The sequence below is a fragment of the Pelagibius sp. CAU 1746 genome (assembly GCF_039839785.1).
Taxonomy (GTDB): domain Bacteria; phylum Pseudomonadota; class Alphaproteobacteria; order Kiloniellales; family Kiloniellaceae; genus Pelagibius.
This window is the reverse complement of record NZ_JBDOQT010000001.1, coordinates 1,300,796-1,321,817: the sequence shown is the minus strand read 5'-3', so window position 1 is coordinate 1,321,817 and position 21,022 is coordinate 1,300,796. Positions and strand designations below refer to the sequence as shown.

The following is a 21,022-nucleotide window of genomic DNA, read 5'->3' as shown; positions in this document are numbered from 1 at the left end:
AAGGCACGAGGCGGCTCCATGAGCGCGCTGTCCGTCCAGTGGGCCCCGATGCTGCCGCTGTGGCTGATCGGCGGGCTGGGCTTCGCCGCGGCGCTGCTGGTCGCCCTGGCCCTGTGGCGCCGGGCGCGCGGCGCGCTGTGGCGCCTGGGCGCCTTCGCGGTGCTGCTGCTGGCGCTGGGCAACCCCTCCATCGTCGAAGAGCAGCGCGACCCCTTGAGCGACGTGGTCTTCATCGTCGCCGACGAGAGCGCCAGCCAGGACATCGAGAACCGCGGCAGCCAGACCGAGCGGGCGGTCAGCCACCTGCTGACCCAGATCGGCGCCCTGGAGGATACGGAAGTTCGCCTGATCCGCGCCGGAGACGCCGCCGGCGCGCGCGACGCCGAGGGTACGCGCCTCTTCGCCCCGCTGCGCCAGGCCCTGGCCAAGGTGCCGCGCCAGCGCGTCTCCGCCGTCATCCTGGTCAGCGACGGCCAGATCCACGACCTGCCGGAGTCGGTGGAGAGCCTGGGCATCGAGGCGCCGGTCCACCTGCTGCTCACCGGGCGGCCCGACGAGGGCGACCGCCGCCTGACCATCACCAAGGCCCCCAGCTTCGGCATCGTCGGCGACCAACTGACCCTCAGCCTGCGCGTCGACGACCTGCCCGGCGGCGGGACCGCCGGCAGCGCCCGCGTGGTGCTGCGCCAGGACGGCACCGCGACCCAGGGCATCGACGCGCGCATCGGGGTCGAGGAGCAGATGACCTTCGAGCTCGACCACCGCGGCCCGGCAGTGCTGGAAATCGAGGTCGCGCGCGGCCCGCAGGAACTGACCCTGGCCAACAACCGCGCCGCCGTGGTGGTCAACGGCGTGCGCGACCGCCTGCGGGTGCTGCTGGTCTCCGGCGAACCGCATGCCGGCGAGCGCGCCTGGCGCAACATCCTGAAGTCCGACCCTTCGGTCGACCTGGTACACTTCACCATCCTGCGGCCGCCGGAAAAACAGGACGGCACGCCGATCCGCGAGCTGTCGCTCATCGCCTTTCCGACCCGCGAGCTCTTCGAGGTGAAGCTCGACGAGTTCGACCTGATCATCTTCGACCGCTACCGGCGGCGCGGGGTGCTGCCCTCCATCTACCTGGAGAACGTGGCCAACTACGTGGAGAACGGCGGCGCTCTGCTGGAGGCCGTCGGCCCGACCTTCGCCACGCCGCTGTCGCTCTTCCGCACGCCGCTGGGCCGGGTGCTGCCGGCCGAGCCCACCGGGCAGATCTATGAAGCCGGCTTCCATCCGCAGGTCACCGACCTGGGCAGCCGCCACCCGGTGACCGCCGGGTTGGACGGCAGTGGAGGCGCGGGCGAAGCCCCGACCTGGGGCCGCTGGTTCCGTCAGATCGAAGGCGACACGATCCGCGGCGACATCCTCATGCAGGGCATCCAGAACAGCCCGCTGCTGATCCTCGACCGCTTCGGCGAGGGCCGTGTGGCGCAGATGATGAGCGACCACATGTGGCTGTGGTCGCGCGGCTTCGAGGGCGGCGGCCCCCAGGCCGAGCTCCTGCGCCGCATCTCCCACTGGCTGATGAAGGAGCCGGACCTGGAGGAGGAGGACCTGCGCGCCCAGGTGCGCGGCGGCCAGCTTCAGATCGTCCGCCGCTCGCTGTCCATCGAGCAGCCGCCGGTGACGGTCACCCTGCCCTCCGGCGAGACCCGGATCCTCACCCTCGCGCCCGACGGCGCCGGACTCAGCTCGGCCGCCCTGTCCGCCGAGCAGAACGGGCTCTACCACATCACCGACGGGCGGCTGACCACCCTGGCCGCCGCCGGGCCGCTGAACCCCCTGGAACTGCGCGATCCGCGCTCCAGCGGCGCCCTGGTCGACCCCCTGGCCGAGGAGAGCGGCGGCACCGTCTGGCGGCTGGCCGGCGACGAGCTGCCGGCCCTGCGCAAGGTCGCCGCCGACCGCGACCGTCACGGCCGCGGCTGGATCGGCCTGAAGCGCGGCGGCGGCTATGTGGTGACCGGCGTGCTGCAGATCCCGGTGCTCCCGGCCCTTCTGGTGCTTTGCCTCAGCCTCGCCGCTGCGGTATTAGCTTGGCAGAGGGAAGGGCATTAGGCGCCGGGGGGCCGAATCCGATCAACATGCATCGCCAGACGCAAAGGGCTCCGCTGAAGAGCCCGATCATGCTGCTCGTCTTCGTGGTGATCTGCCTGGCCGCCGGGCGGCTGGGCGCGGCCTTGACCGAGCCGGCCCTGGAAGGCTGGTACCGCGGTCTCGCCAAGCCCTTCTGGACGCCGCCGGACGTGGTCTTTCCGGTCGCCTGGTCGATCCTCTACGTGACCATGGGCATCGCCGCCTGGCTGGTGTGGAAGACCGCCGAGCGCGGCGAGTTGCGCCTGCCGATGACCCTCTTCTTCGGCCAACTGGTGATCAACGTGCTGTGGTCCTTCAGCTTCTTCGGCCAGCGCAGCCCCTTCCTGGGGCTGATCTGCCTGGGCGCCCTGGTACTGGCGGTGATCCTCACCACCGTCGCCTTCACCCGCGTCAACCGCGCCGCCGGCTGGCTGTTCCTGCCCTATCTGCTGTGGCTCGGCTATGCGGGCGCGCTGAACTTCGCGATCTGGAAGATGAACGCGTGACACCAGGGTTTGAAGCAGCGTCCCATGCTTCGAGGCGCCCGCTCGCGCGGGCTCCTCAGCATGAGGCGAGCCTAATTGCCGCCTCACCCTGAGGGCCGCCGGGAGGCGGCGTCTCGAAGGGTGAGCGCTGGGTCTATCCCGGAGATTTCTTACGCGACGGAGCGGCGAACCCGCCTCCGGCGTGCGGGCTTCACCTCGGCTTCGGGCGCCTGGCCGCGGCCGATGACGCCGTAGACCTTCTCCAGGGCGCCGTCCCGCAGCGCCTTCACCTGGAAGCGTTCCGGCTCCACCGGGCCCGGCAGGGAAAGCCCCTGCGCCGAGGCGGAGATGAAGCCGAAGGGGCGGTAGTAGCCGGGATCGCCCACCACCACGCAGATGCGGTGCCCGGCCTTTTCGGCTGCATCCAGGCTGTGGCGCACCAGCGCCTTGCCGATGCCCTGGCCCTGCAGCGCCGGCTCCACCGCCAGGGGGCCGAGCAGGATCGCCGGGGTGCCGGCGATGGCGATGGGCCAGTAGCGGATCGAGCCGAGCAGGCCGCCGTCCCCTGCGACGGCGGAGAAGCAGAGCGCGGCCACCGGGTCGGCGCCCTCGCGCAGCCGGTAGACGGTCTTGCGGGTGCGATCGAAACCGAAGGTGCGGTCCAGCAGGGGAGTGATGAGGGCGGCGTCGTCGGCCCGCTCGGGCACGATGGTGAAGGTCATGATCTTGCTTCCAGAAGGGCCGCTCTTGGGTGCGGCACGAATTGACGGCAGGCCGAAGGGCGCGCGGAGGGCGCGGGGGTCAGCGTCGTCGTCGCAACTGGGGTCGCAGGCGGGCCTGCGGGCTCTGGAAGAGGTCGATCATGGAATCTCTTTACCAGCCGGTTCATTAACCCGAGGTGAATAACACAACTCGCCCCAAGGGGATAGCCTCCTTTGCCCGTCCCCGCGCGCCTGCGCTCAGCCGCCCCGGATGCCCGCCGGCGGCGCCACCAGGGCCTCAAGCCCTTGGTCCCAATAGGGTTCCGGGCCGAAGTAGTCGGCCAGGAAATCGATGAAGACCCGCACCTTGACCGAGAGGTTGCGGCTGTGCGGATAGACCGCGTGGATGCCCTGTTCGGGCAGCGGAAAGCCCGGCAGCAGCGCCTCCAGGCTGCCGTCGCGCAGGTAATCGCCGACGATGAAGGTCGGCAGGCGGGCGATGCCGAGGCCGCCGAGGGCCGCCCCGCAGAGCGCATCGCCGTTGTTGGCCAGCAGCGGGCCATCGACCTTCACCTTCTGCAGACCGCCCTGGGATCCACCGGGCCCGTGCAGCAACCAGTCCCGCGGCTGAGCCATGTGGGTGTAGAGCAGGCAGTCGTGGCCGCGCAGGTCTTCCGGCTTTTCGGGGCGGCCGCGGCGCGCCAGGTAGCCGGGGCTGGCGCAGATCACCGCGTGGGACGGCGCCACGCGGCGGGCGACCAGGCTGGAGTCGCGCAACTGGCCGATGCGCAGCGCCAGGTCGTAGCCCTCCTCCACCAGGTCGACGAAGCGGTCGTTCATCGCCATGTCGATGGTGATCTGAGGGAAGCGGGCATGGAACTCGGGGATGGCGCGGGCCAGGTGCAGGAAGCCGAAGGACATGGGCGCGTTCAGCTTCAAGAGGCCGCGCGGCGCGGCGGAGAGGTTGCTCACTGCCCGCTCCGCAGCCTCGGCCTCGTCCAGCACCCGCCGGCAGGCCTCGTAGAAAGTGGCCCCCGCCTCGGTGAGCGAGAGCCGCCGGGTGGTGCGGTTCAGGAGGCGCACGCCCAGGCCGTCCTCCAGGCGGGCGACCTGCTTGGAAACGGCGGACTTGCTGACCCCCAGACTGCGGGCCGCGGCGGAGAAGCCCTCGGCCTCGACCACCTCGGCGAAGATTTCCATGGCGTCCAGGCGGACCATCTATCGTTTCCTCTAAGAAACAATCATGTTCCTTCCTACCCCATTAACATCTGCATGGGAACACCTTAGGTCATAGGCGAGGCCCCGCGGCGGGGGATCCCCGCGACGGGCCGCGAATTTCCAACCGCCATGACCCGAGCCGAGTGAGGAAGATCCAGCCATGACCCCAAGCAGAACCAGGGTTCTCGTTCTCTACTACAGCAGCTACGGCCACATCGAGACGATGGCCAAAGCCGTCGCCAAGGGCGCCAAGAGCGTCGACGGCGTCGAGGTCACCATGAAGCGCGTGCCCGAGCTGATGCCCGAGGAGGTCGCCAGGAACGCCGGCGTGAAGCTGGACCAGGCCGCCCCCGTGGCGAGCCCGGCGGAGCTGGCCGACTACGACGCCATCGTCTTCGGCACGCCGACGCGCTTCGGCAACATGGCCTCGCAGATGCGCAACTTCCTGGACCAGACCGGCGGCCTCTGGGCCAAGGGCGCCCTGATCGGCAAGGTCGGCAGCGTCTTCGCCTCCACCGGCACCCAGCACGGCGGGCAGGAGACCACCATTACCTCCTTCCACACCACGCTGTTCCACCACGGCATGGTCGTGGTGGGCGTACCCTACTCCTGCCAGGGCCTGACCAAGATGGACGAGATCACCGGCGGCACGCCCTACGGTGCGACCACCCTGGCCGGCGGCGACGGCAGCCGCCAGCCCAGCGCCAACGAGCTGGAGATCGCCCGCTTCCAGGGCCAGCACGTCGCCGAAGTCGCCGCCAAGCTGGTGGCGGCGGAGAGGGTGCCCGCCTAATCTGGAGACCGCCCGACGGTGGGCGAAGCAGGAGACCCGCGATGATCGACATCACACCCTTCGAGGAACTCGGGCGTTTCGACAACGACTGGCTGTCGGCGCGCTACCACTTCAGCTTCGCCTACTACCACGACCCGGACCGCATGGGCGTGGGCGCCTTGCGCGTGTGGAACGACGACACCATCCGCCCCGGCACCGGCTTCGACCTGCACGGCCACCGGGACATGGAGATCATCACCTACGTGCGCAGCGGCGCCATCACCCACCAGGACCACCTGGGCAACGTGGGGCGGACCGAGGCCGGCGACGTGCAGGTCATGTCCGCGGGCACCGGCATCATGCACGCCGAGTACAACAAGGAAGACGAGCCGGCACAGATCTTCCAGATCTGGATCGAGCCGGCGGTGCACGGCGTCGCCCCGCGCTGGGAGACCCGCAACTTCCCCAAGGCCGGACGCGAGGGCGCGCTGGTGCCGCTCGCCTCCGGGCGCAGGGGCCACGAAGAAAACGCCCTGCCGATCTACCAGGACGCCGCCATCCTGGCCGCCACCCTGAAGGCCGGGCAGAGCGTGACCCACAGGCTGGAGCCGGGGCGCAAGGGCTACCTGGTGCCCGCCACGGGCCGCCTGAAGGTCAACGGCGAGACGGTGGAGGCGCGCGCCGGCGTGGTACTGGAAGGCGTCGAGGAGGTCACCATCACCGCCGAGGAGGATTCGGAGATCCTGCTCGCCGACGTCTGAGCCGAAAGCACGAGACGAGAGGAGAGGAGAATTTTTCATGGGACTTCTGATCGACGGCGTCTGGCACGACAAGTGGTACGACACCAAGAAGACCGGCGGCCGCTTCCAGCGCCAGGGCAGCGCCTTCCGCAACTGGGTGACCGCCGATGGCAGCGCGGGCCCCAATGTCGAAGGGGGCGGCGAGCCGGGCTTCAAGGCCGAGGCCGGGCGCTACCACCTCTACGTCTCCCTCGCCTGCCCCTGGGCGCACCGCACGCTGATCTTCCGTAAGCTGAAGAAGCTGGAGGAGATCGTCCCGGTCTCGGTGGTCAACTGGCACATGGGCGAAGAAGGCTGGACCTTCGCCGAGGGCCGCGGCGTCCTGCCCGACAGCGTGAACGGCGCCGACAAGCTCTACGAGGTCTACCTGAAGGCCAAGCCCGACTATACCGGGCGCGTCACCGTGCCGCTGCTGTGGGACAAGCAGCGCGGCACCATCGTCAGCAACGAGTCGGCGGAGATCATCCGCATGTTCAACAGCGCCTTCGACGGCCTGACCGGCTCGACATTGGATTTCTATCCGGAAGACCTGCGCGGCGAGATCGACGCCGTGAACGAGACCGTCTACGACACCGTCAACAACGGCGTCTACAAGGCCGGCTTCGCCACCTCACAGGAAGCCTACGAGGAAGCCTTCGACGCGCTTTTCGAGACGCTGGATGCCCTGGAAGACCGCCTGCTGCGCCAGCGCTACCTGGCCGGCGAACGCCTGACCGAGGCCGACTGGCGTCTCTTCACCACGCTGCTGCGCTTCGATGCGGTCTACCACGGCCACTTCAAGTGCAACCTGAAGCGCCTGGTCGACTACCCCAACCTCTGGGACTACACCCGCGAGCTTTACCAGATGCCCGGCGTTGCCGAGACCGTCGACCTCTTCCACATCAAGCAGCACTACTACGGCAGCCACCGCGCGCTAAACCCCAGCGGCATCGTGCCCAAGGGCCCGGACATCGACTTCACCCTGCCGCACAGCCGCGACGCGCTGAAGGCGGCGTAGCTCCCCGCTGAAATCCCTCTCCCCTGGTGGGAGAGGGCTGCGCAGGCTTGGCGAGATCGCGAGATCGAGCCTGGCCGAAGCTGGGTGACGGGGTTTCAGATATCGAACTCGGCCACCAGCGGGGCGTGGTTGGAGCGCGGGTCGTCCTCGGCCATGAGCGTTTCGTCGGGCAGCGTCTCGTTGTCGGCCTCGACGCCGCGGCAGGCCGCGGCCAGGGCCGCGGAGCAGAGGATGTGGTCGAGCATGCGCCGGTGGCCGCCGTGATTGATCGTAAAGCGCCGCGCCTCCGGCAGGCGCAGTTCCAAAGCCTCCAGCACGCGCCCGGCCAGGTCCGGATTGCCGCTGTCCTCCAGCGTCGCCTGCAGGATGCGCGAGGGCGTCTCCTCCTCCCCGGCGTTGAGGTCGCCGCAAACCGCGATCAGCGCCTGCGGGTCGGCATCGAAGATCCGCTCGACCAGCAGGCGCGCTTCCAGCGCCTGGCCGCTGCGCTTCAGCGTGGCGGTGAAGTAGCCCTCGGCCCAGCCGGCGAGCGAGGCCCAGCGCTGCGCCGAGAGCTTCTGGCCGGAGATGGGCGCGGCCAGCGGGCTGCGCAGGTGCAGGTTGATGACGTGCAGCGTGCGGCCGCTGTCGGTCTCGTAGACCGAGTGCAGCAGCGGGCGGTCCCACTCCAGGGTCATGTTCCGCGCCGCCTCCGGTTCGGCGGTCACCGAGCGGTAGGCGGGCGGCGGCACCAGGCGGTGGCGCAGGGCCTCGCTGCGGTGCGCCGGGCGGCGGCTGAGGATCACCAGGTTGTGGACGTCGGAGACGCCGTGATTCGCCCCGCCCGCCGGCGCGGCCGCCAGGTCGTAGGTGTCGTAGGCCGTCTCGGCCAGGAGGCGCGTCAGGGCCGTCAGCTCACGCCCTTTCCGCCCGGCCACGTGCTGGCCATTGACCTCCTGCAAACAAAGGATGTCGGCCCGCAAGGCCTGCAGTTGCGGACGCAGCACCGCGGCCCGCCGCTCGAAGGCCGCCTCGCCGCCCTGCGCCAGATCGAGGTTTTCCAGATTGAAGGTGGCGATCCGCATGATCTCTTCCGCAGCCCTGGGTTTTCCGGCAGCTTACCCGATGCGCGCGCGGAGCCGAATGACCTGTCGCAAGGCCCGGCCACAGGGCTGCGGCGGGAAACGATTTGCGCCGCGCCGCGCCCGTTCTAGACTGGGCAGCCGACGGCAGACCGAATGGGGGAGCGTTCTTGGCGCCCATGCACTTGGACATCTGGCACTCGGAAGATGAGCCGCGACTCGGCGCCGTGCTGTCCGAGTGCTGGCATCTGCTGGCCGACGGCGCCGCCGAACCCCGGCACGATTTCCATACCACCGCCCTGGCCACCCGCCATGCCGGCCACGGCTGCACGCTACGCACCGTGGTGCTGCGCAAGGTCGACCCGGAGGCCCGCGAGCTGGCCTTCTACACCGACCTGCGCAGCCGCAAGATCGGCGAGATCCAGCACGACCCGCGCGTCGCCCTGTTGTTCAACTCGATGAGCGACGACACCCAGATCCGCATACAGGCCGAGGCCGCCATCCACCACCGCGGCGCCGACGCGGAAGCCGCCTGGCGCGGCCTCAGCCCGCGGCAGCGGCGGGACTATCTGGTTTCCGGCCCGCGCGGCCTGCCCTGGGCCTGGGCCACCTCCGGCCTGCCGGCGGAGTTGGAGAGCCGCGACCCCAGCACGGCGGAGAGCGAGGCCGGGCGGCTGAACTTCGCCGTCGTCTCCTGCAAGGTCCGCCACATCGACTGGCTGTTCCTCACACCTTACGGCCACCGCCGCGCCAGCTTCGCCTGGAACGGCGACGGACAACTGCAAACAAGCTGGTTGGTCCCCTGACACGCAAACATGGAGAAAGGCGAGCCGGCATGAACCAGATGTGGAAGGGGCAGGCCTTCAGTGTCTCCCACGCCGACAGCGGCGCCTTCAAAGGCGAGGGCCTGCGCGCCTTCTTCGAGTACCGCGACCTGGGGATCGCCGGCGCCACCGCCGGCAACTTCGGCGCCCAGGTGATCCGCGCCGTGCCGGGAAGGGAAAGCCCCGCGGCCTGGCACCGGCACGATCTCGACTTCCAGATGGTCTACGTCACCCGCGGCTGGGTGGTCTTCGAATACGAGGGCCAGGGCGAGCAGGTGCTGCGAGAGGGCTCCTGCGTGCTGCAGCCGGCGGGCATCCGTCACCGCGAGCTGCGCCATTCCGACGATATGGAGCTGATCGAGATCACCTCCCCCGCCGACTTCGGCACGGAAGAGGTGGAGAAGCCGGCTTAAGACTCCTCTCGTCACCCTCGGGCTTGTCCCGAGGGTGACGAGAGGAGCGCGCTAAAACGACGAATTCGGCTCCTTCAGGAACTCCATTTCCGCTTGCGTGCTTTCGCGGCCCAGGATCCCGTTGCGGTGGGGAAAGCGCCCGAAGCGGGCGATGATCTCGCGGTGGCGCTCGGCGTAGGAGAGGAACTCGCCGCCGTCCTCCAGCCGCGCGATAAGGCGCACGCAGTCCTGCTGGTCCTTCAGGTCCTCGCTGTGTTCCAGCGGCAGGTAGAGGAAGACCCGTTCGACATCGCTCAAGGACCGGTCGAAGTCCATCTTCAGGGCGTGGCGGGTGACCGCCCGCGCCGCGGCGTCGCAGGCGAAGGCCTTCGGCGTGCCGCGGTAGAGGTTGCGCGGCGCCTGGTCAAGCAGCAGCACCAGCGCCAGGCAGCCGCGCGGCGTCCGCCGCCAGTCCTCGTAGCGGCCGGCCAGCGCCGCCTGGAGATGGGGGCCCAGGACGCGGCGGCATTCGCCGTCGAAGGCCTCGCTGACCGCGAACCACTGCGCCTTGCGGCTCTCAGCGAACCAGAACTCCAAGACCTCTTCCAACGCACTCATAAAACCCCTCTCGCACCGCAGGCTCGATCGGCTGAGTCCCCGAGCGCGCGTCTGCCGCATGGTCAGCTCCGCCGAGGCGCGGACTATAGTCGCTTTCCCCCGCCGCCCGCCAGTCCGGCCCAAGCGAGGACAGCGAGCGCGCGCCCCTGACCGGCGGGCCCTGCCCGGCCCGCGGCCGCTAGGCCCGGCGCCGCTAGGCCGCGATCAGGCCGTGCAGGCTGAAGAGGCCCTCGGGGTCCAGCCACTGCGCCTCGCTGCGCCACCCGCCTTGCCGCGCCAGTTCGGCGAAGGCCTCCAGCGTGTACTTGTAGGAGCTCTCCGTGTGGATGGACTCGCCGGCGGCGAAGCCGAAGGAGCGGCCGGCGACGGCGGCCGCCTGGTCGGCGCGGCTCACCAGGTGCATCTCGATGCGCCCCAGAGCGGAGTCGTAGCGCGCCTCGTGGCGGAAGGCCGCAAGATCGAAAGTGCCTTCCAGCTCGCGGTTGATGCGCTGCAGGAGATTGAGGTTGAAGGCCGCCGTAACGCCCGCGGCATCGCCGTAGGCGGCAATGAGCCGCGCCTCGTCCTTCTGCAGGTCGACGCCGACGATGAAGCGGGCGCCCGGGCCCAGAAGGTCACGCGCCCGGCGCAGGAAGGCGGCGGCCGCCGGCGGATCGAAATTGCCGATGGTCGAGCCGGGAAAAAAGCCCACCCGCCCCGCCGCCGGCACCGCCGCCGGCAGGGTGAAGGCGCTGCTGTAGTCGGCGTGCACCGGGACGACCGGCAGGGCGTAATCGGCGGCGAGCCTCGCCGCCGCGCGCTGCAGGTGCGCGCCGGAGATGTCGATCGGCACGTAGCACTGCAGGTTCCGCAGGCTGTCCAGCAGCAGGCGGGTCTTCACCGAGGAGCCGCTGCCGAACTCGACGAGGCTCGCGCCTTCCCCCACGAAGGCGGCGATCGCCGCCGCATGAGCGCGCAGCGCCGCCGTCTCCGCCCGCGTCGGGTAGTATTCCTCCAGCTCGGTGATGGCGTCGAAGAGCTGCGAACCGCGCTCGTCGTAGAAGAACTTCGGCTCCAGCGCCTTGGGGCGGCGCGCCAGGCCGCGCAGCACGGCGTCGCGGAACTCGCCGTCGCCCGCCGCCCCGGCTTCGACGAAGCTCTCCAGCTTGTGCAGCACGCCCATCAGACGCCTCCCCCGGCAACATCCTTCGCCAATCGCAGGCCGGTGAACTGCCAGCGCTGATGCGGATAGAAGAAGTTGCGGTAGCTGGCGCGCAGCTGCGCATCGGGCGTGACGCAGGAGCCGCCGCGCAGCACGAACTGATTGCACATGAACTTGCCGTTGTATTCGCCCACCGCGCCTTCGGGCGCGCGGAAGCCGGGATAGGGCCCGTAGGCGCTCTGGGTCCACTCCCAGACGTCGCCATACAACTGGGCCGGCGCAGCACCTGCCTTTTCTGCCGGCAGCGGCACCAGGGCGTCGCGGCTGAGAAGGTTGCCGGCGATCGGCTGCTGCGCCGCGGCCACCTCCAGCTCCGCTTCTCTGGGCAGGCGCGCCCCGGCCCAGCGGGCGTAGGCGTCGGCCTCGAAGAGGCTGACGTGGCAGACCGGCGCGGCGGGATCGACAGGATAGCGGCCCAGCAGCGACATGGCGGCCCAGGTGCCGTCGCCGTCGTCTTCCCAATAGAGCGGCGCGCGCCAGCCCTCGCGCTGCACCGTCGCCCAGCCGTCGGAAAGCCACAGCGCCGGGTCGTCGTAGCCGCCGTCGGCCATGAACTCCAGCCACTCGCCGTTGGTCACCAGGCGGCTGGCAAGGGTGAAGGGCTGCAACAGTTCTTGGTGGCGCGGCCCCTCGCAGTCGTAGGCGAAGGCCCCGCCCTCATGCCCGATTTCGACAACGCCGCCGCCGTGCTCCCACCAGGTCAGCGGCCCCCCATCTCGTGAATGGGTCTCACTGCCGCGCGCCGGCCGCGCTTCCCGGTAGGCGGGGTCCAGCGGGTTCTGCGCCAAGAGATGCAGGATATCGGTGAGCAGCAGTTCCTGGTGCTGCATCTCGTGGTGCAGGCCAAGCTCCAGCAGCGGCGCGACCGCTGCCCAGACATCGTCGGGCGCGTCGTGGATCAGGGCGCCTATGGCCGCGTCGACATGGCGGCGGTAGGCCCGCACCTCTTCGACGCCGGGACGGGTGACGAGGCCGCGGCGCGGCCGGGCGTGGCGCCTACCCACGGCCTCGTAGTAGGAGTTGAAGAGGTAGTTGTAGCCGGGGCGGAAGTCGCGGTAGCCCGGCTGATGCTCCCGCAGGATGAAGGCCTCGAAGAACCAGGAGGTGTGCGCCAGGTGCCACTTGGTGGGACTGGCATCCTCCATCGACTGCGGCGTCATGTCCTCGGGTGACAGCGGCGCGGCCAGGGCGTCGCTGCGCGCGCGCAGCTTGCGGAAACCGTCCAACAGGCATTCTCGTTCCATCCCCCCCGTCTGCACCGCTGGCCGCGGCGGAAGATCGGACGCGAAGGATGGGACGGCACGGGCGGGCTGCGGCATGCTCGGCTCCTGAGATGTCGATGAAGATCACACAAGGGGTGGAGAAAGGGTGCGGCTCGTCGGCCAACGGGTCATGGAAGACCATTATGGGGAGCCGCGCGCCGAGGTGAAGGGGGGCGCCGTTCACATTTTCGTCGGTGGCGCCAGTCAACTGACAACATGCGGTCAGGAGAAGCGTCGTTCACGCATATGACACGCGCACCAGGACCCCGCTGTGACAGTTCCGTGCCACCTTTATGTTCTGGCGTCGCTGCCGCGGCAGCAGTACCCTCGGCGCCGCCGCGCAGCACCGGAAGAACCGCCATGCCTCCCAGCAAAGATCAAATCACAGCCGCCAACAAGGCGTCCTGGGACGAAGCCGCCGAGCGCCACCGCAGCCACGACCAGTACGCCAGGCTGCTGGCGGGTTTCGCGCGGCCCGGCTTCTCGGTGCTGGACGCAACCCTGACCGGCCGCCTCCAGAGTCTCGGCCTGGCGGACAAGGCGGTGGCGCAGCTGTGCTGCAACAACGCGCGCGAGCTGCTCTCCGTGAAGAACCTCGGCGCCGCAAGCCTCACCGGCTTCGACTTCTCCGAGGCTTTCCTCGACCAGGGGCGCGAACTGGCCGCCGCCGGCGGCATCGCGGCCGAACTGGTGCGGACGGAGATCGCCAAGATCCCGGCAAGCTACGACGGCCGCTTCGACATCGCTATGGTCACCATCGGCGTACTGGGCTGGATGCCCGACCTGGCCGAGTTCTTCGCCACCGCGCGGCGCCTCCTCAAGCCCGGCGGACACCTGGTGATCTACGAGAGCCACCCGATCCTCAACATGTACGACGACCGCGACAAGCGCCTGCCGCCCGTGGCCGACGAGTCCTACTTCCGGCAAGAGCCCTACCGCAGCGATAACGGCCTCGACTACTGGCGCAACGAGGACTACGCGTCGACGGCCTTCTTCTGGACCTTCCACAAGATGAGCGACGTGGTGATGGGCGTGCTGCGCGCCGGCTTCGCCATCGAAGACTTCGAAGAGCTGCCCCACGACGTCGGCAACCACAGCCACCTGGAGAACCAGCCCCAGCAGCTGCCGCTCAGCTATGTGATGGTGGGACGAAGGGAGGGTTGACTCAGCCGCCCGCCGGCCCTTTGAGTTCGATCGTGTTGCCGTCGGGGTCGTCGATGTAGACCGAGGGGCCGTCGCCCTCGGCGCCGTAGCGCTGCACCACCTCGCCGGCGTCGATGCCGTGGTCGGCCAGGTGGCTGAGCAGGGTTTTCGGGTCGAAGGGCTCGATGCGCAGGGCGAAGTGGTCCATGTTCTTGGTCGGCCCGGAGAACTCGCTGTCCTCCGGCGCCGGCTTCACGAGCTGCAGGTCGATCATCGAGGCCCCGGCGCGGAGCTGGATGAGGCCGATGCGCTCGACCCGCCGCTCCTCGGTGCAGCCCAGGACATCGCAATAGAACTTCAAGGCGCGGTCCAGGTCGCTGACGCAGACCACCACGTGGTCGATGTTCTTGGGGGTGAAGGCCATGGCGATGTCTCCGTAGCTTATTCCAAGGGCAAAGCGCCACAGGCGGCGCGGAAGTGCAAGCACGCAGACGCACGCAACGCCCGCGCCACAAGTTCTATCGTCATGCTCGGACTCGATCCGAGCATCCATGGAGGGATCGAGACGCCTGATCCATGGACCCTCGGGTCAAGCCCGAGGGTGACAAGCGAGAAGCGGCCTGGCCAGCGCTCTACCCCTCCGCCCCCGCCTTCCTCAGATACCGTCCCGGCGTGTCGCCGAGGCTGCGCTTGAACATGGCGATGAAGGCGCTGGGGCTCTGATAGCCGAGGTCGTAGGCGACGGCGGTCACCGCCTCGCCTTCGGCCAGGCGCGCCACCGCCTGGGTGAGGCGCAGGCGCTCGCGCCAGGCGCCGAAGGTCATGCCGCACTCCTTCACGAAGAGGCGGGCCAGGGTGCGCTCGCTGGCGCCGGAGTCCCGCGCCCAGTCGGCCAGGGCGCGGCCGTCGGCGGGCTCGGCCAGCAGGGCCTCGGTGATCTTCTTCAGGCGCGGATCGCGCGGGTGCGGCAGGTGCAGCGGCTCGGGCTTCAGCCGGCGCAGCTCGTCCAGGATCACCGCCATGAGCCGCGCCCCGGCGCTGCCGGGGACGTAGTCGAGGCCGACCTCCATGGCGCGCAGGATGAGCTGGCGCAGCAGCGCCGGTACCGCCACCACGCAGCAGTCCTCCGGCAGTTCCCTGGCCACCTGCGGGTCGATGTAGAGGGTGCGCATCGCCACCCCGGTGCGGTGGCCGACCTGGTGCTCGACGCCCGGCGGCATCCAGACCGCCTGCTCCGGCGCCACAACCCAGGTGCCAGCATCCGTGCCCACCTGCATGACGCCCTCGTCGGCATAGAGCAGCTGGCCGCGCTTGTGGTGATGCCAGGGGCGCAGCGAAGCGCCGGCGTAGTCGATGGCCAGCGGCGCCACGGGGCGTGCCGGGTCGTCCAGGTTGCCGGGGTGGTCGGGCAGCGGCGCAAAGTGGCGGTGGTCCGAGGCTCCAACCTCGAGCCCCTGCGCCTTGCTCCTGGTCGCCGGCCTGTTTTGTCCGTTTTCCGTCATTGCTTGGCATTATACAGAAAGACGGACGTCTGCGTGAAGGCTATATCAGGGCCCATGACCATGAACGCCCCCACGACCCCGTCGCCCGATTCCGCCCCCTCCCTCCTGGCCCGCTGGCGCCGGCCCGAAGTGCTGCTGCTGCTCATGGCGGCGGCGGTGCCGCTCAGCTTCGCCACCTGGCAGGCGCTGATCAACAACTTCGCCTACGAGCGCGCGGCCTTCACCGGCGTCGAGATCGGCATGATGCAGTCGCTGCGCGAGGTGCCGGGCTTCCTGGCCTTCGGCGTGGTCTTCCTGCTGCTGCTGATCCGCGAGCAGCGCCTGGCGATTTTCTCTCTGTTGCTGCTGGGCCTCGGCACCGCGGCCACCGGCTTCTTCCCCTCGGTGCTCGGCATCTACGTCACCACCGTGGTCATGTCGCTGGGCTATCACTACTACGAGACGCTGCAGATCTCGCTCTCGCTGCAGTGGATCGACAAGGTCCGCGCGCCGGAGACCCTGGGCCGCCTGATCGCCGCCGGCTCCATCACCTCCATCGTGGTCTATGCCCTGGTGTGGTTCACCAGCGATCTGCTGGCGATGGACTACCTCTGGATCTATCTCATCGGCGGCGGCGCCACGGCGGCCATCGCCCTGGTCGCCTGGCTCGGCTTTCCGCAGTTCAAGCAGCCGGTCGAGCAGCACAAGCACATGGTGCTGCGCAAGCGCTACTGGCTCTACTACGCGCTTACTTTCATGTCCGGCGCGCGCCGGCAGATCTTCATCGTCTTCGCCGGCTTCCTCATGGTGGAGAAGTTCGGCTACGACGTCGGCGCCATCGCCCTGCTGTTCCTGCTGAACTCGGCCATCAACATCTGGCTGGCGCCGAAGATCGGCCGCCTCATCGGGCGCATCGGCGAGCGCAAGGCGCTGGTCTTCGAGTACATCGGCCTGATCGGCGTCTTCACCGCCTACGCCTTCGTCGAGAACGCGACGCTGGCCGCCGGGCTCTACGTGGTCGACCACTTGTTCTTCGCCCTGGCCATCGCCATCAAGACCTACTTCCAGAAGATCGCCGACCCGGCGGACATCGCCTCCACCGCCGGCGTCAGCTTCACCATCAACCACATCGCGGCGGTGGTGATCCCGGCGGCCTTCGGCTTCCTCTGGCTGGTCTCCCCGGCCGCCGTCTTCCTGGCCGGCAGCGCCATGGCCGCCTGCTCGCTCATCATGGCGTTCAACGTGCCGCGCCACCCGCAGCCGGGCCACGAGGTCCTGCTGGGCCGCGTGCCCGCCGCCGCGCCAGCGGCGGCGGCGGCGGAGTAGCCCCCGCCTGCCCCCATCGGCGCCAAGCCGTTGGCCCTCCGCGCCACCTGAAAACGCGATAAGCTGAATTCGCAACGTTGAGGAGCGAGGAGGACAGATGACGGAGCAGGCGCAAGGCGACATCCAGGAAGACAACGACATCGCGCGGGTGACGCGCTGGTCCTTCGCAGCGGGCGCGGAGACCGGCTTTCACCGCCACGACTACGACTACGTGGTGGTGCCGCTGGCCTCCGGCAGGCTGAAGATCGTCGACAAGGAGGGCAAGGAGAGCCTCTCCGAACTGACCGCCGGGGTCTCCTACTTCCGCCGCGCCGGCGTCGAGCACAACGTCATCAACGCCTCGGGCAGCGACTTCGCCTTCGTCGAGGTGGAGTTCAAGGCGCGCTTCACATAGCGATCCGAGCCGTCTCTCATCGCCCCGGCAGCCGTCGCAGGCAAGTTCGATCCGCAACGGATTAACGCAACGTTAATGCCGCCCCACTACTTTATTGCACAAATAATTGTGTGAGTTGACAGGGGATTGGGGCGGAATGCAGATCGATGACGCCAAATGCAACGAACTGGAACTGGACCGCTTCCTCTCCGGCTTCGAAGATCCGCGCTTCGAGAATCTGATCCGGCATTGGCTGGCCCTGCGCCAGGACGACCCGGTCCCTCACCGCAGCGCCGTCGACCCGGCCCAGTTCCGGGACCTTCTGAACATCGCCTGGCTGCTGGAGCGCCATCCGGACGGCCACTACCGCTACCGCCTGGCCGGCGAGACGATCGCCGGCATCCACGGCGGCATCCGCCACGGCAGCGACACCTCCGCCCTGTTCAACCCGCAAGCGCTGGAGATGTTCCGGGCGCGCTGGGAAGCGGTACTGGACGGCGGCCACCTGGTCCGCGCCGAGGGCGTGGTGCACCTGGCCGACGGCTATCAGGTTTCGCGCGTCGAGCGCCTCATGCTGCCGCTGCGCGGCGACGACGGCGCGGTCTCGGTGATCCTGGGCGCCACGAGCTATGACCGGCCGCGCACGGCAAGCCACCTGACCACACGCGACTTCCCGCCGACCGACGTCCAGACCTGCCCGCTGACCGGCATTCCGCTCGGTTCGAACCGCTGAAGCGGCGCGGTTCCCCGCGGCGGAAATTGAGTTCGAGCGAAAAAGGGAAGAGTTGGCTGGGGCGGCAGGATTCGAACCTGCGAATGCCGGTACCAAAAACCGGTGCCTTACCACTTGGCTACGCCCCAGCAGGGCCCGGCGCAGAAACCGCAGACAGCGGGCCGGGCGGGCCGCAACTTAGCGCCAGCGCCGCCTCCCTGCAACGCCCCTCTGCGGCCGACCCGAAGGCCCCGCGCCGGCCGGATGCTGGCGTTCCGGCCGCCATCCGATATTCAACCCAGGATTAGAACGCGCGCCGACCCGGCCGGGCCTTAGAATTCTCGGGCAGACGAAACCGTCCCAAACCCACGCTAAATCTCTGATTAAGCCTAACGAGGTATTTTCGGCAGCGCAGGAATTAAACCGCCGCCTCGCCCGCGGCCGCCGAATACTGCCGCGCGGCCGGGCGAATACCTGGACCGGCAGCAACACAGAGAGAACCGCGTCCCATGCCGCAAAACGCCACGTCGCACTTCGCCTCGGAAATCGAGGCGTCGAAGCTGGTGAAGCACTTCATGAACGAGCTGGACCTGGGCATCCGCACCGCCAACCAGGAAATCATCCATGCGCGCATCCCCGACCTGGACCGCGAGAAGGCCTTCGTCTTCGCCACCCTGGTGGCGCGCCTGCGCGCCGACTACCTGGACGCCGCCTTCAAGCTGTGCAGCCAGGGCGGCCAGCCGGACCCGCAGGACATCGAGGCGCTGCGGAATAAACGCCGGACCTACGAGGAAGCCCGCGACGCCTTCACCGCGCTGCGCCACGCCATCGAAGTCGGCTACATCGACGTCGCCAAGCTGAACAAAGGCTAGAGGGGGCCGGCCCCTTCACCCCCTGGGCATCCGCCCGGCCAGCGCCAGAAGGGCCGGCAGGAAGGCCAGCACGCAGATCAGGGTGATGACGATGGCCACGGTCAGCAGCAGGCCCATGGAGGCGGTGCCCGGGTGCTGCGAGATCGACAGCGCCCCGAAGGAGGCCAGGGTGGTCAGGGCCGAGAGGAAGATCGCCCGCGGCGTGGAGTTCGTCGCCGCGGCCGCTCCGGCCTTCTCCTCGCGCGCCCGCATCACGTAGTGGATGCCGCTGTCGACGCCGAGGCCGAGCAGCAGCGGCAGGACGATGACGTTGGCGAAGTTGAAGGGCAGGTCGAAGACCACCCCCGCGGCGACCGTGAGCAGCGCCGCCAGCGACAGCGGCAGCAGCACCAGCAGGGTGTCGAGCGGCGAGCGCAGCACCAGCAGCAGCAGCAGGGAAATCGCGCAAAGCGCCAGCAGCGTCGCCTCCACGAAGGCGGTGACCACCGCCCAGCCCGCCTCGACGATGGTGACCGGCACGCCCGAGACGTTGGGCACCTCGGCCTGCACCGCCGCGACGAAGCGCTCGCGCGCCGCCGGATCGCGCAGGTCTTCCTCCGGGATCACCTCGATCAGCATCTTGCCTTTCTCGGGGCCCGCCGCGGCCTCGTAACGCCGCCGCAGCTCCGCAGGCAGGTCGCCGAGGGTGACCGGCTGCGCCTCCAGGGCGTCCAGCACGCGGTTCAGGGCCGCCTCGAAACCGCCCAGCCAGGCGGCCTCCAGTTGCGCCGGAGTGACGGAGCCGAGGCCGTCGAGAGCGCCGGCAAGGCGTGCCGCCTCCTCCGCGATCTCCGCCGGCGGCGACCGCAGGGCGCCCTTCAAACGTTCCAGCGCCGCGGCGCGCTCGGCGCCGTCGGGGGCGGGAAGCGGCGGCGGCGCGGTGAAGAGCGGCGAGAGCAGCAGCGCGGTCTGGTCGATGATGTCGAGCTTCACCGCCTGGTCCGCCGGCACGAAGGCGTCCAGGGTTACGGCGGCCGCGACCTCAGGCAGGGCTTCCAGGCGCGCCGCCTCGGCCCGCGCCGCCTGCAAGCCGTCAGCCAACACCTGGGCGCTGTAGGGCGAAACCCGCGGGTCGTCCAGCAGCTCCAAGAGCGCCGCCACCGAGGGCGAGTCCGGGTCGCGCAGGTTCAAGGGATCGTCGTCGAAGCGCGCCTGCGGCACGGCGAAGGCCGCCGCCAGCGCCAGCGCCACGCCGATGCCGGCCAGCAGCCCCGCGTGGCGCCCGGCGCGGCGTTGCAGAGCGGCGCTGGCAGCCGCCAGCGGGCCCAGATGCACCGCGCCCGCCGGCGCCGGCAGGAGGCGCATCAGCGCCGGCAGCAGGGTAAGGTTCAGGAACAGCGCGATGAACATGCCGGTACCGGCAATGAGGCCCAGTTCCGACAAGCCGCGGTAGGCGGTGGGGAAAAAGGCGAAGAACGCCAGCGCCGAGGAGACGGCGCAGAGCAGCAATGGCCGGCCGGTCAGCGCGGCGGCCTCGGTGAGAGCCGCCGACTGATCGCGCCCCGCCGCGGCGCTTTCCTGCACGCGCAGGGTATAGTGGATGCCGAAGTCGACGCTGAGGCCGATGAAGAGCACGGCGAAAGCCACCGAGATGAGGTTCAACTCGCCCACCGCCAGGGCGGCGAAACCTGCGGTCCAGGCCAGCCCCGCCACCAGGGTCACCAGGATCGGCAGCACCAGCCGCCAGGAGCGCAGGCCGGCGAAGAGCACGAAGGCGACCAGCAGGCCAGAGATCAGGCCGACGACGCCGATACCCGTCTGCACCGAGACCAGTTCGTCCTGCAGCATCAAGGCCTCGCCGGTCAGGCGCAGGCGATAGCCTTCGGCCTCGGTCAGCCCCAGGTCCTCCGCCGCCTCTTCCACCGCGGCCACGCCGGCGGCCATGGGCTCCAGCGAGGCGAAGTCGATGACCGGCTTGGCGATGAGGAACCGCCGGCGGTCGGCGGCGCTCTCCCCCTCACCGGACGCCGGGCCGCCGGAAAAGAGCGCCGGCCAGGACAGCCGCGCGTGCGGGTCCCGCGGCAGGGCCGCGGCGGTCGCGGCCAGGCCTTCGAGCAGCGGCGCCAGGTCGTCGAGGCGCGTTTCCGATCCGCTGTCCAGCGCCTGCGCCAGCAGCGCGGCGAGGCCGCGCAAGCTGGGATCCTCCTGCAGGGCCGCCAGCAGGGGCTGGGCCGCGGCGAGGCGGTCGCTCTCGGCCTGAAGTTCCTCGGTCGAGAGGTAGAGCAGGCCGTTGCGGCGGAAGAATTCCCCACCCTCGGGCAGCAGCACCGAGTGGAAGACCTTTTCCTCTGCGCGCAAGGCCCGGGCCAGACGCTCGGCGGCGTCTTCCGCGGCCACGGCGTCCGGGCCCTCCACGGCAATGGTCAGGCTGTCGACCAGCTGCGGGAAGGCGCTGTCGACGGCGCGGTTGTTCTGCCGCCAGGGCAGTTCCGCCGACAGCATGTCCTCGGTGGAGGTGTTGATGGCGAGGCTGGTGGCGGCGATCCACAGCATCCCCCCGGCCAGCGCCAGACAGGCGAACAGAACGAGAACCGGACGCCGGCAGACCCGGTTGACCCAGGCGGCGGACAGATCGCTCAAAGAATCTTTTTCTTTCAAAGGCATGTGGTCCCCGAGGCCGAGGATTGCTT

The 21,022-nt window shown here is 69.4% G+C and carries 21 protein-coding genes and 1 tRNA gene; 12 read left to right on the top strand and 10 right to left on the bottom strand.

The window, feature by feature from the left end; translation table 11 throughout:
* Positions 1-18 precede the first annotated feature (18 nt).
* Positions 19-2,097: a hypothetical protein gene (locus AAFN88_RS06325; protein WP_347519125.1), complete on the top strand. Its 2,079-nt coding sequence runs from the start codon at positions 19-21 to the stop codon at positions 2,095-2,097.
* A 68-nt stretch (positions 2,098-2,165) separates the two neighbouring features.
* Positions 2,166-2,621 carry a TspO/MBR family protein gene (locus AAFN88_RS06320; RefSeq protein ID WP_347519123.1) on the top strand — a complete coding sequence of 152 codons (456 nt, stop codon included), beginning with the start codon at positions 2,166-2,168 and terminating at the stop codon, positions 2,619-2,621.
* A gap of 149 nt (positions 2,622-2,770) precedes the next feature.
* On the opposite strand, the gene AAFN88_RS06315 is transcribed toward AAFN88_RS06320, so the two are convergent.
* On the bottom strand, positions 2,771-3,322 hold the full coding sequence (locus tag AAFN88_RS06315) for an N-acetyltransferase (protein ID WP_347519122.1): 552 nt from the start codon (positions 3,320-3,322) through the stop codon (positions 2,771-2,773).
* Between the two features lie 237 nt (positions 3,323-3,559).
* Positions 3,560-4,519 (bottom strand): LysR family transcriptional regulator, encoded by a 960-nt coding sequence (locus tag AAFN88_RS06310; RefSeq protein ID WP_347519121.1) that lies wholly within the window; start codon positions 4,517-4,519, stop codon positions 3,560-3,562.
* 160 nt (positions 4,520-4,679) lie between these two features.
* Between AAFN88_RS06310 and wrbA the strand changes: the two genes are divergently transcribed.
* The 3 genes from wrbA to AAFN88_RS06295 are packed head-to-tail and all read left to right on the top strand — an operon-like array spanning position 4,680 to position 7,088.
* Positions 4,680-5,312 carry an NAD(P)H:quinone oxidoreductase gene (gene wrbA, locus AAFN88_RS06305; protein ID WP_347519120.1) on the top strand — a complete coding sequence of 211 codons (633 nt, stop codon included), beginning with the start codon at positions 4,680-4,682 and terminating at the stop codon, positions 5,310-5,312.
* Positions 5,313-5,353: 41 nt separating this feature from the next.
* On the top strand, positions 5,354-6,052 hold the full coding sequence (locus AAFN88_RS06300; RefSeq protein WP_347519118.1) for a pirin family protein: 699 nt from the start codon (positions 5,354-5,356) through the stop codon (positions 6,050-6,052).
* A 37-nt stretch (positions 6,053-6,089) separates the two neighbouring features.
* Positions 6,090-7,088 (top strand): glutathione S-transferase family protein, encoded by a 999-nt coding sequence (locus tag AAFN88_RS06295; RefSeq protein ID WP_347519116.1) that lies wholly within the window; start codon positions 6,090-6,092, stop codon positions 7,086-7,088.
* Positions 7,089-7,183: 95 nt separating this feature from the next.
* On the opposite strand, the gene AAFN88_RS06290 is transcribed toward AAFN88_RS06295, so the two are convergent.
* Positions 7,184-8,152, bottom strand: coding sequence for an endonuclease/exonuclease/phosphatase family protein (locus tag AAFN88_RS06290; protein WP_347519114.1), 969 nt, complete (start codon positions 8,150-8,152; stop codon positions 7,184-7,186).
* Between the two features lie 176 nt (positions 8,153-8,328).
* On the opposite strand from AAFN88_RS06290, the gene AAFN88_RS06285 reads away from it, so the two are divergent.
* Entirely contained in the window at positions 8,329-8,955 is a 627-nt protein-coding gene (locus AAFN88_RS06285; protein WP_347519111.1) for a pyridoxamine 5'-phosphate oxidase family protein, read from the top strand.
* A 29-nt stretch (positions 8,956-8,984) separates the two neighbouring features.
* Positions 8,985-9,386: a cupin domain-containing protein gene (locus AAFN88_RS06280; protein ID WP_347519110.1), complete on the top strand. Its 402-nt coding sequence runs from the start codon at positions 8,985-8,987 to the stop codon at positions 9,384-9,386.
* Between the two features lie 51 nt (positions 9,387-9,437).
* Here the strand turns inward: AAFN88_RS06280 and AAFN88_RS06275 are convergent, their stop codons facing one another.
* From AAFN88_RS06275 to egtB, 3 genes are all read right to left on the bottom strand, one after another.
* Positions 9,438-9,983, bottom strand: coding sequence for a DUF924 family protein (locus AAFN88_RS06275; RefSeq protein ID WP_347519109.1), 546 nt, complete (start codon positions 9,981-9,983; stop codon positions 9,438-9,440).
* Positions 9,984-10,176: 193 nt separating this feature from the next.
* Positions 10,177-11,145: an L-histidine N(alpha)-methyltransferase gene (gene egtD / locus AAFN88_RS06270; protein WP_347519107.1), complete on the bottom strand. Its 969-nt coding sequence runs from the start codon at positions 11,143-11,145 to the stop codon at positions 10,177-10,179.
* Complete coding sequence (gene egtB, locus AAFN88_RS06265; protein ID WP_347519106.1) at positions 11,145-12,428, bottom strand: ergothioneine biosynthesis protein EgtB; 1,284 nt, start codon at positions 12,426-12,428, stop codon at positions 11,145-11,147. The genes egtD and egtB overlap by 1 nt, the downstream gene beginning before the upstream one ends.
* 378 nt (positions 12,429-12,806) lie before the next feature.
* Here egtB and AAFN88_RS06260 point away from each other — a divergent pair, with 378 nt between their 5' ends.
* Positions 12,807-13,610 (top strand): class I SAM-dependent methyltransferase, encoded by an 804-nt coding sequence (locus tag AAFN88_RS06260; RefSeq protein ID WP_347519104.1) that lies wholly within the window; start codon positions 12,807-12,809, stop codon positions 13,608-13,610.
* A gap of 1 nt (position 13,611) precedes the next feature.
* On the opposite strand, the gene AAFN88_RS06255 is transcribed toward AAFN88_RS06260, so the two are convergent.
* On the bottom strand, positions 13,612-14,013 hold the full coding sequence (locus AAFN88_RS06255; protein ID WP_347519102.1) for a VOC family protein: 402 nt from the start codon (positions 14,011-14,013) through the stop codon (positions 13,612-13,614).
* A 208-nt stretch (positions 14,014-14,221) separates the two neighbouring features.
* Positions 14,222-15,091 carry a helix-turn-helix transcriptional regulator gene (locus AAFN88_RS06250; RefSeq protein ID WP_347519101.1) on the bottom strand — a complete coding sequence of 290 codons (870 nt, stop codon included), beginning with the start codon at positions 15,089-15,091 and terminating at the stop codon, positions 14,222-14,224.
* Positions 15,092-15,145: 54 nt separating this feature from the next.
* On the opposite strand from AAFN88_RS06250, the gene AAFN88_RS06245 reads away from it, so the two are divergent.
* The 3 genes from AAFN88_RS06245 (at position 15,146) to AAFN88_RS06235 (ending at position 17,502) form a co-directional block, all read left to right on the top strand.
* Positions 15,146-16,396 carry an MFS transporter gene (locus AAFN88_RS06245; protein WP_347519099.1) on the top strand — a complete coding sequence of 417 codons (1,251 nt, stop codon included), beginning with the start codon at positions 15,146-15,148 and terminating at the stop codon, positions 16,394-16,396.
* A gap of 97 nt (positions 16,397-16,493) precedes the next feature.
* Positions 16,494-16,790, top strand: coding sequence for a cupin domain-containing protein (locus AAFN88_RS06240; RefSeq protein WP_347519097.1), 297 nt, complete (start codon positions 16,494-16,496; stop codon positions 16,788-16,790).
* A 136-nt stretch (positions 16,791-16,926) separates the two neighbouring features.
* Positions 16,927-17,502, top strand: coding sequence for a PAS domain-containing protein (locus tag AAFN88_RS06235; protein ID WP_347519095.1), 576 nt, complete (start codon positions 16,927-16,929; stop codon positions 17,500-17,502).
* A 53-nt stretch (positions 17,503-17,555) separates the two neighbouring features.
* Here AAFN88_RS06235 and AAFN88_RS06230 read toward each other — a convergent pair.
* A tRNA-Gln gene (locus AAFN88_RS06230) sits at positions 17,556-17,630 on the bottom strand.
* A 360-nt stretch (positions 17,631-17,990) separates the two neighbouring features.
* Here AAFN88_RS06230 and AAFN88_RS06225 point away from each other — a divergent pair.
* Positions 17,991-18,353 carry a hypothetical protein gene (locus AAFN88_RS06225; RefSeq protein WP_347519093.1) on the top strand — a complete coding sequence of 121 codons (363 nt, stop codon included), beginning with the start codon at positions 17,991-17,993 and terminating at the stop codon, positions 18,351-18,353.
* 15 nt (positions 18,354-18,368) lie between these two features.
* Here AAFN88_RS06225 and AAFN88_RS06220 read toward each other — a convergent pair whose 3' ends face one another.
* Positions 18,369-20,972 carry an MMPL family transporter gene (locus tag AAFN88_RS06220; RefSeq protein ID WP_347519091.1) on the bottom strand — a complete coding sequence of 868 codons (2,604 nt, stop codon included), beginning with the start codon at positions 20,970-20,972 and terminating at the stop codon, positions 18,369-18,371.
* Positions 20,973-21,022: the final 50 nt, after the last annotated feature.

Bases quoted from the DNA above. Each gene is read 5' to 3' on its own strand.
- AAFN88_RS06250 (WP_347519101.1), bottom strand. From the start codon at position 15,091: ATGACGGAAAACGGACAAAACAGGCCGGCGACCAGGAGCAAGGCGCAG.
- AAFN88_RS06315 (WP_347519122.1), bottom strand. From the start codon at position 3,322: ATGACCTTCACCATCGTGCCCGAGCGGGCCGACGACGCCGCCCTCATC.
- AAFN88_RS06260 (WP_347519104.1), top strand. From the start codon at position 12,807: ATGCCTCCCAGCAAAGATCAAATCACAGCCGCCAACAAGGCGTCCTGG.
- egtB (WP_347519106.1), bottom strand. From the start codon at position 12,428: ATGGAACGAGAATGCCTGTTGGACGGTTTCCGCAAGCTGCGCGCGCGC.
- AAFN88_RS06290 (WP_347519114.1), bottom strand. From the start codon at position 8,152: ATGCGGATCGCCACCTTCAATCTGGAAAACCTCGATCTGGCGCAGGGC.
- AAFN88_RS06280 (WP_347519110.1), top strand. From the start codon at position 8,985: ATGAACCAGATGTGGAAGGGGCAGGCCTTCAGTGTCTCCCACGCCGAC.
- egtD (WP_347519107.1), bottom strand. From the start codon at position 11,145: ATGGGCGTGCTGCACAAGCTGGAGAGCTTCGTCGAAGCCGGGGCGGCG.
- AAFN88_RS06275 (WP_347519109.1), bottom strand. From the start codon at position 9,983: ATGAGTGCGTTGGAAGAGGTCTTGGAGTTCTGGTTCGCTGAGAGCCGC.
- AAFN88_RS06225 (WP_347519093.1), top strand. From the start codon at position 17,991: ATGCCGCAAAACGCCACGTCGCACTTCGCCTCGGAAATCGAGGCGTCG.
- AAFN88_RS06300 (WP_347519118.1), top strand. From the start codon at position 5,354: ATGATCGACATCACACCCTTCGAGGAACTCGGGCGTTTCGACAACGAC.
- AAFN88_RS06245 (WP_347519099.1), top strand. From the start codon at position 15,146: ATGACCATGAACGCCCCCACGACCCCGTCGCCCGATTCCGCCCCCTCC.
- AAFN88_RS06320 (WP_347519123.1), top strand. From the start codon at position 2,166: ATGCTGCTCGTCTTCGTGGTGATCTGCCTGGCCGCCGGGCGGCTGGGC.
- AAFN88_RS06310 (WP_347519121.1), bottom strand. From the start codon at position 4,519: ATGGTCCGCCTGGACGCCATGGAAATCTTCGCCGAGGTGGTCGAGGCC.
- AAFN88_RS06235 (WP_347519095.1), top strand. From the start codon at position 16,927: ATGCAGATCGATGACGCCAAATGCAACGAACTGGAACTGGACCGCTTC.
- AAFN88_RS06240 (WP_347519097.1), top strand. From the start codon at position 16,494: ATGACGGAGCAGGCGCAAGGCGACATCCAGGAAGACAACGACATCGCG.
- AAFN88_RS06295 (WP_347519116.1), top strand. From the start codon at position 6,090: ATGGGACTTCTGATCGACGGCGTCTGGCACGACAAGTGGTACGACACC.
- AAFN88_RS06255 (WP_347519102.1), bottom strand. From the start codon at position 14,013: ATGGCCTTCACCCCCAAGAACATCGACCACGTGGTGGTCTGCGTCAGC.
- AAFN88_RS06325 (WP_347519125.1), top strand. From the start codon at position 19: ATGAGCGCGCTGTCCGTCCAGTGGGCCCCGATGCTGCCGCTGTGGCTG.
- wrbA (WP_347519120.1), top strand. From the start codon at position 4,680: ATGACCCCAAGCAGAACCAGGGTTCTCGTTCTCTACTACAGCAGCTAC.
- AAFN88_RS06285 (WP_347519111.1), top strand. From the start codon at position 8,329: ATGCACTTGGACATCTGGCACTCGGAAGATGAGCCGCGACTCGGCGCC.